The organism is Amycolatopsis nigrescens CSC17Ta-90 (assembly GCF_000384315.1).
In the GTDB taxonomy this organism is placed as follows: Bacteria; Actinomycetota; Actinomycetes; order Mycobacteriales; family Pseudonocardiaceae; genus Amycolatopsis; species Amycolatopsis nigrescens.
The window spans coordinates 7,995,291-8,008,236 of sequence record NZ_ARVW01000001.1; the positions used below are offsets into that span (position 1 = coordinate 7,995,291).

10 protein-coding genes are annotated in these 12,946 nt (G+C 71.5%); 3 read left to right on the forward strand and 7 right to left on the reverse strand.

All coding sequences use genetic code 11. From position 1 onward, the window contains the following. Positions 1-17: 17 nt before the first annotated feature. Genes hpaD through AMYNI_RS0137820 form a run of 7 tightly spaced genes read right to left on the reverse strand, consistent with a single transcriptional unit; the run spans position 18 to position 9,132 of the window. Positions 18-1,055: a 3,4-dihydroxyphenylacetate 2,3-dioxygenase gene (hpaD, locus tag AMYNI_RS0137790; RefSeq protein ID WP_020673320.1), complete on the reverse strand. Its 1,038-nt coding sequence runs from the start codon at positions 1,053-1,055 to the stop codon at positions 18-20. Further along, positions 1,052-2,566, reverse strand: coding sequence for a 5-carboxymethyl-2-hydroxymuconate semialdehyde dehydrogenase (hpaE, locus tag AMYNI_RS0137795; RefSeq protein ID WP_020673321.1), 1,515 nt, complete (start codon positions 2,564-2,566; stop codon positions 1,052-1,054). The genes hpaD and hpaE overlap by 4 nt, the downstream gene beginning before the upstream one ends. Further along, positions 2,563-3,498, reverse strand: coding sequence for a 4-hydroxy-tetrahydrodipicolinate synthase (gene dapA, locus AMYNI_RS0137800; protein ID WP_020673322.1), 936 nt, complete (start codon positions 3,496-3,498; stop codon positions 2,563-2,565). Before dapA ends, hpaE begins: the two co-directional genes overlap by 4 nt. After that, positions 3,495-4,946, reverse strand: a complete 1,452-nt coding sequence (locus AMYNI_RS0137805) for a fumarylacetoacetate hydrolase family protein (protein WP_020673323.1) — start codon at positions 4,944-4,946, stop codon at positions 3,495-3,497. The genes dapA and AMYNI_RS0137805 overlap by 4 nt, the downstream gene beginning before the upstream one ends. Continuing rightward, entirely contained in the window at positions 4,943-5,734 is a 792-nt protein-coding gene (locus tag AMYNI_RS0137810) for a MoaF C-terminal domain-containing protein (RefSeq protein WP_020673324.1), read from the reverse strand. Before AMYNI_RS0137810 ends, AMYNI_RS0137805 begins: the two co-directional genes overlap by 4 nt. Continuing rightward, entirely contained in the window at positions 5,735-7,681 is a 1,947-nt protein-coding gene (locus AMYNI_RS0137815; protein ID WP_020673325.1) for a primary-amine oxidase, read from the reverse strand. Continuing rightward, a complete protein-coding gene (locus tag AMYNI_RS0137820) occupies positions 7,678-9,132 on the reverse strand; it encodes an aldehyde dehydrogenase family protein (RefSeq protein WP_020673326.1) in 1,455 nt (484 codons plus the stop codon). Before AMYNI_RS0137820 ends, AMYNI_RS0137815 begins: the two co-directional genes overlap by 4 nt. Positions 9,133-9,353: 221 nt before the next feature. Between AMYNI_RS0137820 and AMYNI_RS0137825 the strand changes: the two genes are divergently transcribed. The 3 genes from AMYNI_RS0137825 to AMYNI_RS0137835 are packed head-to-tail and all read left to right on the forward strand — an operon-like array spanning position 9,354 to position 12,936. After that, positions 9,354-10,475 carry a class II histone deacetylase gene (locus AMYNI_RS0137825; protein ID WP_020673327.1) on the forward strand — a complete coding sequence of 374 codons (1,122 nt, stop codon included), beginning with the start codon at positions 9,354-9,356 and terminating at the stop codon, positions 10,473-10,475. Continuing rightward, on the forward strand, positions 10,472-11,182 hold the full coding sequence (locus tag AMYNI_RS0137830) for an ABC transporter ATP-binding protein (protein ID WP_020673328.1): 711 nt from the start codon (positions 10,472-10,474) through the stop codon (positions 11,180-11,182). The genes AMYNI_RS0137825 and AMYNI_RS0137830 overlap by 4 nt, the downstream gene beginning before the upstream one ends. Beyond that, positions 11,179-12,936, forward strand: a complete 1,758-nt coding sequence (locus AMYNI_RS0137835; protein WP_020673329.1) for a branched-chain amino acid ABC transporter ATP-binding protein/permease — start codon at positions 11,179-11,181, stop codon at positions 12,934-12,936. Before AMYNI_RS0137830 ends, AMYNI_RS0137835 begins: the two co-directional genes overlap by 4 nt. Positions 12,937-12,946: the final 10 nt, after the last annotated feature.

A 12,946-nucleotide genomic window follows, 5' to 3' on the forward strand; every position in this document is an offset into this window, starting at 1 on the left:
GGTCCTCCCGGTGCGCATCAGGACTGGTGGCCGAGCTTGAACCCGTTGGCCTCGTCGGTGACGCCGAAACCGTCCGCGCCGATGATGGTGCCGGCTTCGCGGATCGGCGGCGGGCTGGTCGGCATCGGCAGCCCGTCCGCGCCCAGCACGGGGGAGGCCTCGGCGTACCAGGACGGCACCACCTGATGACCCCAGAACGAGCGGCGCCGGTTGTCCAGCACGTCCCAGCGGACGGTCGGGTTGTCCGGGTCGCCGGTGTAGTAGTCGCTGGTGTAGATCTCGATCCGGTGCCCGTCCGGGTCCCGCAGGTACAGGTAGAACGCGTTCGACACCCCGTGCCGGCCGGGGCCGCGTTCGATGTGCTGTTCCCGGTGCAGCGAGCCGAGCAGGTCGCAGGTGTGCAGGATCTGGGCGCGTTCCCTGGTGGCGAAGGCGATGTGGTGCAGCCGCGGCCCGTCGCCGGAGGTCAGCGCGATGTCGTGCACGGTCTGCTTCCGGTACAGCCAGGCCGCGTAGAGGTTGTCGTCGGCGTCCTCGATGGTCTCGGAGACGCCGAAACCGAGCCCGACGTAGTACGCGTGCGCAGCGCGGACGTCGGGCACCACCACGTTGAAGTGGTCCAGCCTGGCCAGCGCGTTGGCGGGCTGGAGGTCGTAGCGCTGGGTGAACCGCGGGGTGTGCTCGGCGTCGTGGAAGTACTCGACCGGGAAGCCGAGCGGGTCCTGCAGCCGGACGGCCTCCCCGATCCCGCGGGTCGTGCCGGCCGGTACCCGGTGCGCCGGTACGCCGAGCTCGGCGTAGTACCGCTCGGCCGCGTCCAGCTCGCCGGGGCCGCGCACCCGGTAGGCGAGCCTGTTCAGCGCGGGCGCGTCGCCTTGGCGCAGCACCAGGCTGTGGTGCAGGTACTCCTCGAAGGCGCGCAGGTACAAGGCGTCGGGTTCCTCGGCGGTCACCACCAAGCCCAGCACGTCCACGTAGAACCAGCGGGCGGCGGCGAGGTCGGTGACGACCAGTTCGGCGTAACCGGCCCTGATCACGTCCGGCGGAGTGGTCATTTCGGCAACTCCTTCGAGCCGAACCGCGGGGTCGGCACGTCGCCGAGCGCCACGTGCACGATGTGCTCTGGCGCGTAGAAGTCGATGCTGCGCCAGCCGCCCTCGTGCCCGACGCCGCTGCTCTTCACCCCGCCGAAGGGGGTGCGCAGATCGCGGACGTTGTGCGAGTTCAGCCAGACCATGCCGGCGTCGATGGACCCGGCGACCCGGTGACCGCGCTTGAGGTCGCTGGTCCACACGTAGCCGGCGAGGCCGTAGCGCACGTCGTTGGCCAGCGCGATCGCCTCGGCCTCGGTGTCGAACGGGGTCAGCGCGACCACCGGGCCGAAGATCTCCTCCTGGAAGATCCGGGCGTCCGGTTTGACATCGGCGAACACCGTTGGCGTCAGGTAGTTGCCCTCGGGCAGGTGATCCGGGCGCGAGCCGCCCGCCAGCAGGGTGGCCTCGGTGCGGCCGAGTTCGACGTACCCCAGCACGCGCCGGTAGTGCTCGGGGTGCACCAGTGCGCCGACCTCGGTGGCCGGGTCGTGCGGCGGGCCGACCACCACGTTCTTCGCGCGCTCGGCGAACCGCGCGGCGAACTCCTCGTACCTGGCGCGCTCCACCAGCACGCGCGAACCCGCCGTGCAGCGCTCGCCGTTGAGGGAGAACACCCCGAACACCGCGGAATCCAGCGCGGCGTCCAGATCGGCGTCGGCGAACACCACCACCGGGGACTTCCCGCCGAGCTCCATGGACAGGCCCTTCAGGTGCGCCGCGGACCGCTGCATGATCAGCTGCCCGGTGCTGGTCTCCCCGGTGAACGAGATCAGCGGCACGGACGGATGGTCCACCAGCGCCTGCCCTGCTTCCTCGCCGATCCCGTTGACCAGGTTGAACACGCCTTCCGGCAGTCCGGCGTCGGCCAGGATCTCCGGCCACAGCCCGGCCGAGAGCGGGGTGAACTCGGCGGGTTTGAGCACCACGGTGCAGCCGGAAGCCAGTGCCGGCGCCAGTTTCCAGCTCTCCAGCATGAACGGTGTGTTCCACGGCGTGATCAGCCCGGCCACCCCGGTCGGTTTGCGGAGCACGTAGTTCAGCTGTTTGCCCGGCACCGAGTACGACTCGTCGTGCAGCGAGACGATCAGGTCGCCGAAGAACCGGAAGTTCTCCGCCGCCCGCTTGGCCTGCCCCTTGGCCTGGGTGATCGGCAGGCCGGTGTCGAAGGACTCCAGCTCGGCCAGCCGTTGCTCCCTGGCCTCGATGGCGTCGCCGATGCGGTAGAGGATCCGTGCGCGTGCCCTGGCTTCGAGCCCTGGCCACGGGCCGTCGGTGAATGCGTTGCGGGCGGCGAGCACCGCCCGGTCGACGTCCTCGGCCTGGCCCGCCGCGGCGGTGCCGTAGCTGAGGTTGGTCGCCGGGTCCAGCACCTCGAAGGTGGCGCCGGACAGGCTGTCCACCTGCTCGCCGCCGATGAAGTGCCGGATCCGCTCCGGCAGGTCGGCCGGGCGGTGGGACGCGGACGCTGTCATGAGGCGGCTCCTTCGATCGGGGAGAGCAGTCCGGCGCCCTCGCCGAGCAGCCGCTCGATGGTGGCCTGCCCGGCTTCGGTCGGGGTGATCAGCGGCGGGCGGACGTACGGTGACGCGATCAGGCCGCGCCGGGCCAGCACCCATTTGGCCGGTGCGGGATTGGTCTCCGCGAAAATCAGGTCGACCAGCGGGTGCAGCCCGTAGTGCAGCTCGCGCGCTCGTTCGAACTCGCCTTCGGTCCAGGCGCGGTACATCTCGGCCACCGCCGCCGGCGCGAGATTGGCCACCGCGCTGACGAAGCCGCTGCCGCCGAGGGCCAGCAGCGGCAGGCAGAGCAGCTCGATCCCGGACCACACCAGCAGCTCCGGCCCGCACTCGTGGATCACCCGCGAGAAGTGCTCGAAGTCCTTCGTCGTCTCCTTGATCCCGACGATGTTGTCGAACTCGCGGAACAGCCTGCCGACGGTGGCCGGCGCGATGTCCACCGCGGTGCGCGACGGCACGTTGTAGATCACCAGCGGCAGGTCCGGGAACTCAGCGGCGATCGTGGCGTACCACCGGTACAGGGCTTCCTGGGTGGGGCGGGCGTAATACGGGGTGATGATCAGCGCGGCGTCCGCGCCGGCGTCCTGGGCGATCGAGGTCAGCTCCAGGGTCTCGTCGAGCTTGGCCGAGCCGGTGCCGGGCAGGAAGGGCACCTGGTCGGCGACCACCTCGGCGGTGGCGCGGATGGCCTCGGCGCGCTCGGCCGTGGTCTGCGCGCCGGGCTCGCCGGTGGAACCGCCGAGCGAGATCCCGTGCGAGCCGCTGGCCAGCTGCCAGCGGACGAGCGCGCGCAGGCTGGTCAGGTCCAGCGCGTCGTCCTCGGTGAACGGGGTGACCACCGGCGCGATGGAACCGGTTATCCGGCTCGGGTCGCCGCGGAACTTCATCGGATCTCCTTCCCTGGCGCCCGCTGCTCGCGGTAGCGCTCCAGCCACTGCCCGCTCAGCGGGTAGAGCCCCTTGATCTCGTGGCCCGCCCGCACCTGCTCGGTGATGAACTCCTCCTGGCGCTCCTGTTCCACCGCGGCGGTGAGCACCTCTTCGGCCAGCTCGGGCGGGATCACCAGCACCCCGTCGTCGTCGCCGACCACCAGGTCGCCCGGCCGCACGGTGGTGCCGCCGCAGCCGATCGCCACGTCGGTCTCCCACGGCAGGTGCCGCCTGCCGAGCACCGCCGGATGCGCGCCGCCGTGGAACACCGGGATGTCCAGCCCGGCGACCACCGCGGAGTCCCGCAGGCCGCCGTCGGTGACGATCGCCGCGGCCCCGCGCAGCTGCGCGCGCAGCGCGAGGATGTCGCCGACCGTGCCGGTGCCCGGCTCGCCGCGTGCCTCCATCACCAGCACCTCGCCCGGCCCGACCGACTCGATCGCCTGCTTCTGCGCGTTGAACCCGGTGCCGTGCTCGGCGAACAGGTCCTCCCGCAGCGGCAGGAAACGCAGCGTCCTGGCGCGACCGGCGAACCGCGAACCGGGACGGGCCGGATGGACCCCGTCGACGCTCACGTTGTGCAGCCCGTGCCGGCGCAGCTGGGCGGAGAGGGTGGCGACCGCGACCTGGGTCAGCCGTTCCGGCAGATCGTCCACTGTGGACTTCTCGGGGGTGCCGTACGCGTCCGCGCGCAGCGCGTCGTCCCGTTTGGGCTGCGCGCCGTACCCCGCCAGCGCGGGCCCGTCGACCACGGTGGTGCGCAGCCGCGCGGTGCGCCCCGGCCTGGCCGGGTCGACGCTGTCCACCTCCACCTCGACCAGGTCGCCCGGTTCGAGCACCGAGGCACCGGCCGGAGTGCCGGTCAGGATCACGTCCCCCGGTTCCAAAGTGGACATCCGGGACAGGTCGGCGATCAGCTCGGCGAAGCCGAACAGCAGCCCGGCCGTGGTGTCGTACTGCACGAGCTCGCCGTTGACCCAGGTGCGCAGCCGCAGCGCGGCCGGGTCGAGCCCCGCGGCGGGCAGGAACGCCGGGCCGATCGGCGTGAAGCCGTCGCCGCTTTTTGAGCGCAGGTTCGAGCCGCGGTCGGCGTGGCGCAGGTCGTACAGGCCGAGGTCGTTGGCCGCGGTCACCCAGCCGACGTGCGGCCAGGCGTGCGCCGGGTCGATCCGGCGACCGCGCTTGCCGATCACCAGCGCGATCTCGCCTTCGAACCCGAGCAGTTCGGTGCCCTTCGGGCGTTCGACCGTGCCCCCGTCGGCGGCCAGCGACGAAGACGCTTTGAGGAAGTAGGAGCCGTGCACCGGGGTCCGGCCGCGCTGCGCGGCGCGGCTGGGGTAGTTGAGGTGTACCGCGATGACCTTGCCCGCGCGCAGGCCGAGTTCGGTGCCGACCGGATCGTTCACGACGGCTCCGGGTGGATCGTGTTGCTGAGCAGCCTGCCGTGCGCGCCGAAGGTGAAGTGCGAGATGTTCGTGCCGTCCTCGCCGAGGCCGAAAAGCGCGCCGTGCGAGCGGAACAGCCGGTGGTCGGCGACGGTGACCGCGGCACACGGCACGACCTTCTCGCGCCAGGCGAAGACGTAGATCCCCGGCCTGATCCGGTAGGTCGCGCAGGCGTCGGTGTCGGCGAGGCCCTGCTCCGGGCCGGAGAGGCAGACGAAGGTGTACCAGTTCTCGGTCAGATACACGTGCTCGTAGCGGTGTTCGGGGCTGTAGGTCCACAGCACGCGCCTGCCGAGCAGGTCGGTGCTGGGGCCGGGTGGCGTACCGGTCGGCTCGATGCCTTCGATGACCCCGGGGTCGAACCGCTGGGTGACCACGGTCGGGCGCTGCCCGGCCGGGCCGATCCGGCTGAGCACCGCCAGCGCGCGGCCGTGCCGGAGGTCCAGCACCAGCGAGACGGCCTCGCGGGGATCGTGCTCGTGCTGGAACTGCACGTAGTACAGCTCCTCATCGACCTCGAAGGCCTGGTAGGGATCTTCGCCGGTGCGCGCACCGAGTGCGTCGGTGTCCAGTTCCCAGCGCACGCGATCGGCGTCGAAGACGTGCCGGATCCGGACGCCGGCGTCCAGCACCACTTCCACCTCGCGGCCGGCCAGTGCGGTGCTGTGCGGGCCGCGGTTCGCGTCGAACCCGGGTTCGAGGCCGTCCAGCGGCAGCCAGCCCGTGGTGTCCTCGAGCGAGGCGCTCATCTAATTCTCCTTGCAGTGCTCGGTATTCGAGGGCAGGTCCAGAGCAGGGTTGCGATCGCAGAACCCGGACGGCCGCAGGGTGAAACCGGCGCGGTCCACCGGCATCACCGGCCAGTCCTCCGGACGTGGCACGTGGGTCGGGCCGAACACGTGCCAGAGCACCAGCTCGGTGTCGGACAGCGCCCTGTCCGCGGCGGTCCAGGACGGCAGCCCGGCCCCGCCGGAATGCTGGTTCGGCCGGTCGCCGGCGGGGAACCGCTGGTGCTCGTCGTACCGGGTGACCCAGAGGTGCTTGGTGGCGAACGCGGCCCGCGCGTGCACACTCGCCTCCGGCTGCGCCAGCAGGGCCGGACCGGGCTTGGGCACCAGCAGGTAGCCGCGTGGCTTGCCGAGTCGGTTGCGGCTGCCCTGGTTGCTCACCCGCCACACCCGGCCCACCGCCGGGTCGGCGAGCCTGGCCGCCCGCGACTCGCGGTCGAGCGAGGTGCTCCGGGTGGTGAACGCGTTGCCGTACGGGTTGTCCTGGCCAGCCGGCACGCCGACCACGTCGATCTCCTCGACCGAGTTGCGCGGCCCGTCCACCGCCATGTCCAGCCGCGCGCAGAACAGGTGCTGGTGCACCGGGGCGAGCAGTCCGGGGGCGATTTCGTTGGCGTAGGGGCTTTCCGCGCCCGGTTCGCCGGCGGTGCAGAAGACGACGCCGGTGGCCTTCGCCTCCAGCTCGATCGTGCCGTCCAGGGAGAAGTACCAGTAGAACCCGTAGTCGTAGTTGCCGACGGTGGCGAAGAAGGACACCACCAGCCGCCGCGAGCGCCGCACCTCGGCCGCGCCGGTGAGCACGTTGGTGTGCTTCCAGAGCACCCCGTCGTCCTCCTCGTGCAGGCAGATGGCCTGCGGAATGCGCACCGGGCGACCGTGGTCGTCGGCCACCACGGCGTCCAGGTAGTGGATGACGCCGAGGCAGTCGCAGCCGAGCCGCAGCGAGTTGGCGTTCTTGCCGAGCAGGTACTCGCCGGCGTCGAAGTAGCTGATCCAGCGCCGCCACGGCGACGGGTCGCCGTAGGGCACCACCATCTCGGCGATCGAGGCGCGGTGCAGCACCGAGCGTTCCTCGCCGTGCTCGGTGAAGCCGATCTGGTGCAGGGTAAGCCCTTCGCGGGCGTTGAAGCCGACCCGGAACCGCCAGTTCTCCCAGCTCACCTGGTTGCCGGCGACCCGGAAGCTCGGGCCGTCCGGCTGGCTGATCACCAGCGGTTTGAGGCTGGTCCGCGCCGGCCCCACCGACGCGGCGTCGAAGTTGCCGTGTTCGGCGGGCACCGGCACCTCGCCGTGGTCCTCCAGCCGGAGCACCTGGCCGGCGATCAGATCGACGTCGGCGAGCAGGCCCTCCACCGGATGCGCCCAGGGGCTGTCGTCTTCGTGGTCGCGCAGGAAGGTCAGCGCGCGCAGCAGCCGCTTGCCGCGCTCGGCAGGGTCGTCGAAGAACCCGGGGGAGAGCGGGGCGATGAAGGCGAGCGACAGGTCGGTGATCCCGCGCCTTTCCATCGCCCGCCGCCACCGAGGATCGGCGCGGACGATCTCGGCGCTGCGCTCGTACTCCTCGAACAGGATCGAGGGCTGGCCGTCGTTCGCGACGTCCAGCTCCGCCCAGGACTCGAGGGTGCCCTCGGTCAGATCGACCACCGCTTCCGCGGCCGCTCCGGTGGCGATGTCCACCAGCACCGCCTCGGCCCGCCGGGAGTAGGGGTCTCCGTCGCGGTGGGTGCGCAGCTCCGTCCGGGGCGGGTCCAGCGGCAGGACCGAGGCGTACCGGGTGCCGTCGCCGGTGCGTCCCGACTCGGCCAGCACAGTCCGCACCCTGTCGATCTCGGCGGCGGTCAGCGGGTCGAGCGGATGGCCGAGGCTGGCCGGTTGCTGCTCCGGTGCGTCCGGTCCGATGAGCGTCATCCGTCACCTCCGCCGTGGTGGATCCAGACGCCCTTGGTCTCGGTGTAGGCGTCCAGCGCGTGCCTGCCCATCTCGCGGCCCCAGCCGCTGGCCTTGAACCCGCCCCATGGCGCGGCCGGGTCCGGGATCGGCGGCATGTTCACGAAGACCGACCCGGCCCGCAGGTCGGCGGCGAGCCGGTGCGCGGTGCCGAGGTCACGGGTCCACACCGCGGCGGCCAGTCCGTACTCGGTGTCGTTGGCCCGGTCCACCAGCGCCCGCAGCTCGTCCTCGTCTTCGTAGGTGAGCACCGGCAGCACCGGGCCGAAGATCTCCTGCCGGGCGATGGCCATCGAGTCGGTCACCCCGGCGAACACGGTCGGCTGGAAGAAGTAGCCGCGCCCGGGCGCGCGACGGCCGCCGGTGACCAGCTCGGCCCCCTCGGTCACCCCTGCGCCGACCAGTTCCTCCACTTTGGACAGATGCTCGGCGGAGACCAGCGGGCCGATCCTGGTCCGCTCGTCGGTGCCGCTGCCGATGTGCAGGGCGTTCCCACCCGCGGCCAGTTTCGTGACGAACTCGTCCGCCCTGGCCCGGTCGACGTAGAACCTGGAGTAGGCGGCGCACACCTGGCCGCTGTTGAGCAGCGCGCCACCGAGGTTGCCCGCCACCGCGGCGTCGATGTCCGCGTCGCGCGCGATGATGCTCGGGGCTTTTCCGCCGAGTTCGAGCGTGACGCGTTTGAGGTTGCCCGCGCTGCCGGCGACGATCGCCTTGCCAACCTCGGTCGACCCGGTGAAGGACACCTTGTCCACGCCGTCGTGGTCGACCAGCGCCTTGCCGACCAGGCCGTCCCCGGTCAGCAGGTTCACCACGCCGGGCGGGAAACCGGCCCGTGCGCTGAGCTCGGCGAGGCGGATCGCGGTCAGCGGGGTCTGCTCGGCCGGTTTGAGGATCACCGTGTTCCCGGTGGCCAGCGCCGGGGCGAGCTTCCAGGCCGCGATCATCATCGGGAAGTTCCACGGTGTGATCAGCGCGCACACCCCGACCGGTTCCCGGCGGGTGTAGTGCAGGGTGCCGGGGAAGCCGATCGGCGTGACCGCGCCTTCGAGCTTGGTCACCCAGCCGGCGTAGTAGCGGAAGTGCTCCGCGGCGCCCGCGACGCTGACCTCCCGCGCCACCGAGAGCGGCTGGCCCTGGTCCCTGGTCTCCAGCGCGGCCAGCTCGTCGGCGTTCGCCTCGATCAGCTCCGCCATCCGGAACAGCAGGCCCGCCCGAGCGGTGGGCGCGAGCCGCGCCCATTCCGGCGCGCGCAGTGCCCGTCGCGCGGCGGCCACCGCGGCATCGACCTCGGCGGCGCCGGCGGTGCAGACCTCGGCGATGGGTTCCTCGGTGGCCGGGTCCACGGTGACGAACCCGGCCCCGCTTTCCGGCTGCACCCATTCACCGTCGATGTAGAGCGTTGGGGGCATTCGTGCGCTCCTTCGTGCACCGGTGCGACAGCGGTTCGGCCGCGAACTTGATCGAGTATGGGTGCGCCGCCGCATTCCGGTCTTGCCTGTGACGGTACGACTGTTGACTGTCCGCGAACCATGCCCGGCGGGTGTTCCGGGTACCGAATTGGGTATTTTCACGGACCGGCCAGTGCCGCGCCGTGGCGAATGATTTCCGGTCATCGCCATCGGAGGTGCGTATGACTACCGGTTACCTCTACCACGAGATGTTCGGCTGGCATGACCCCGGAACCGCGGCGGGGCTCTTCGCATCGGACCCCCGGCTCGGGATCCAGCCGCTCCAGCACTTCGAGCACGCGGACACCAAACGGCGGATCCACGAGCTGATCGTGGTGTCCGGGCTCATCGACGAGCTGCTCCGGATCGAGCCCCGGCGGGCCACCGAGGACGAGATCCTCCGGGTGCACGACCGCGAGCACGTGACGCGAATCCGCGCGGAAAGCGAACGGCCCGGCGGCGGGGACGCAGGGGACGGCATCTCCCCGTTCGGCAGCGGCGGTTTCGACATCGCCTCGCTCGCCGCGGGCGCGGTGCTGGAGGCCGTCGAGGCGGTGTTCGCGGGCCGGGTGGACAACGCCTACGCGCTCGTCCGGCCACCGGGACACCACGCGCTGCCCGGCACCGGAATGGGGTTCTGCTTGTTCAACAACGTCGCGATCGCGGCGAGGCACGCGCGATACCGGCTCGGCGCGGAGCGGATCGCGGTGCTGGACTGGGACGTGCACCACGGCAACGGGACGCAGGCGGTGTTCTACGACGATCCCGCCGTGCTGACCATTTCGCTGCACCAGGACAACGTCTTCCCGCTGAACTCCGGCCGGGTGGAGGAACTGGGCTCGGGTGCCGGGCGCGGCTATTCGCTGAACGTGCCGCTGCCGCCGGGCACCGGCGACGGCGGCTACCGGTACGCGATGGAAACCGTGTGCCTGCCGGCGATCCGGCGGTTCCAGCCGGATCTGGTGCTGGTCGCGTCCGGGTTCGACGCCGGCGCGATGGACCCGATGGGGCGGCAGATGGTCACCTCGGACGGCTTCCGCCGACTGACCGAGCTGACCATGGAGGTGGCCGACGAGGTCTGCGGCGGACGGCTGGTGCTGTCCCACGAAGGCGGCTACAACCCCGCCTACGTCCCGTTCTGCGGGCTCGCGGTGATGGAAACCCTGTGCGGCAAGAAGACCGTGTCGGACCCGTTCCTGCCGCTGGTCGCCGCGATGGCGCAGCAGGAGCTCCAGCCCGCGCAGCGCGACGCGATCGACCTCGCCGCCGCCGGTCTCGCCGGGATCGAAGGGCGAGCGGGATGAGCGTGCTGGAGGTGGACGGCGTCACGATCGAGCGCGGCGGGCTGCCGATCGTCCGGGAGGCCACGCTGGCGGCCGAAGCCGGTTCGGTCACCGTCCTGCTCGGCGCGAACGGCGCCGGCAAGACCACGCTGCTGGAAGGCATCTCCGGTGCCGTCAAGGTGTCGGCAGGGCAGATCCGGCTGGCGGGCAGGCGGATCGAAGGTGTCCGGCCGTGGCGCCGGGCCAGGGGCGGGCTGGCCCACGTCGAGCAGAACCGCACGGTGTTCCGCGAAATGTCCACTGAGGACAATCTGCGGGCCGCCTGCCGCTCGGACGCCGCCGTCGAGGAGGTGTTCGAGCTGTTCCCCGAGTTGGGCCGGCAGCGGCAGGCGCCGGCCGGCCTGCTCTCCGGCGGTGAACAGCAGATGCTGGTGCTCGGCCGCGCGCTGGCCGGCGCGCCGAAGGTGCTGCTGATCGACGAGATGTCGCTCGGGCTGGCGCCGATCGTGGTGGAACGGCTGGCGGATGCGGTCGCCGGGCTGGCGCGTTCCGGGGTCGCGGTGCTGCTGGTCGAGCAGTTCGCGGCGCTGGCGCTGTCCGTCGCGGACCACGCCTACGTGCTGGCCAAGGGCGCCGTCGTGTTCGACGGGGACCGCGAGCAGCTGCTCGGCGACGAGGAACTGCTGCGCCGGCTGTACCTCGGCGATGCGGTCCGGAGGCCGGCATGAAGCGGCTGGGGCAGACGAAGCCGCTGGTGCTGGCCATGCTGGCCGGCGCGGTGGTCGTGCTCGTGGTCTACCTGGCCGCCTCTTCCTACCTGATGTTTCTGCTCACCGGGGCCGCGGTGTCCGTGGTGATCATGCAGAGCTTCGGGGTGATCACCGGCAGGGCAGGGGTGATTTCGCTGTGCCAGATGTCCTTCGCGGCGATCGGCGCGTGGACGGTCGGCTGGGCGAATGTCGGCGGCGTGCCGGGAGGTTTCCTGGTGTGGCTGCTGCTCGGCGGGCTGGCCGCGGTGGTCGCCGGGGTGGCCATCGGCATTCCCGCGCTGCGGCTGCGGGGGATGAGCCTCGCGGTGGCCACCTTCGCCTTCGCCACCTCGCTCGACGTGGTGTTCGGCGCGCTCAACTTCCCCGGCCAGGACGAGTTCGTCTTCGTGGTCCGCCCGCCGGGTTTCACCGGGGACAGCGAGTACTTCGTGTTCAGCGCGGTGATCGTGGCGATCCTGTTCGGGGTGCTGTGGAAGTTGGACCGCAGCCGGGTCGGCGGGGCGCTGGTGGAGATCAGGCACTCGGAACGGGCCGCCGCCGCGCACGGCATCAGCGTGATCCGCGGCAAGCTCGCCGCGTTCGCGCTGAGCGCATTCATCGCCGGGATCGGCGGCGGGCTGATGGCCGGTCAGCTCGGGGTGGTGTCCGCGACGAACTTCACCTCGGCCAGTTCGGTGGCCTTCTTCGCGATCGCCCTGTTCGCAGGCACGCACAACGCCGAGGGCGCGATCGCCGGCGGGCTGCTCGGCGCGGTGTTCCCGGTGCTGATCGACAAGATCGGCATCCCGCAGGACCTCAGCACGATGTTCTTCGGGGTGGCGGCGATCCTGGTGCTGCGGCACGGGATGAGCCAGACCGACGACCTGCGCGCCAGGCGCCGGGCGAAACGGGCCGGGAAAGCGGCCGCGGGACAGCCGGACGATCAGGAGATCCCGGCGCCTTCGCGACCGGTGACGGTGCTCAAGCCGAAAGGCGAGGAGCAGCCGGGCGACGGCCCGGTGCTGGCGGTCCGCGACCTGCGGGTGCGCTTCGGCAACCTGGTCGCGGTGGACGGGGTCACCCTCGACGTGCCACCCCGTTCCATCGTCGGGCTGGTCGGCCCGAACGGCGCCGGGAAGTCGACGTTGGTCAACGCGGTCACCGGGTTCACCGGCGCGTACACCGGCTCGGTGCTGCTCGGCGGTACCGAGGTGGACGCGCTGGCCGCGCACCGGCGCGCCAGGGCCGGCCTCCGGCGCAGCTTCCAGCAGCTGCGGGTCCCGGCCGCGCTGACCGCCGGGATGTTCCTGCAGGTCGCCGCAGGGCGCCGGCTGTCACGGCTGGAGATCGACGAGGAACTGGCCTGGTTCGCCTGCCCCGGCGCGGACGTGCCGATGGAGTCGGTGGACGTGGCGACCAGGCGGCTGCTCGAAGTGGCCGGGCTGGCCGCCGGACAGCCGCGGGTGCTGCTGCTGGACGAACCGGCGGCCGGGCACTCCAGCGGCGAGACCAGGCTGCTCGCCTCCCGGCTGGCCGAGATCCCGGAACGGTCGGACACCTCGGTGCTGCTGATCGAGCACGACATCGAGCTGGTCCGGTCGGTCTGCGACCAGATCGTGGTGCTCGACTTCGGCCGGGTGCTCGCGCAGGGGGCGCCGGAGCAGGTGCTGCGCGATCCGGCGGTGATCGAGGCGTATCTCGGCGGCACCCGCACCTCACCCGAATCCCGATAGGAGACAATCA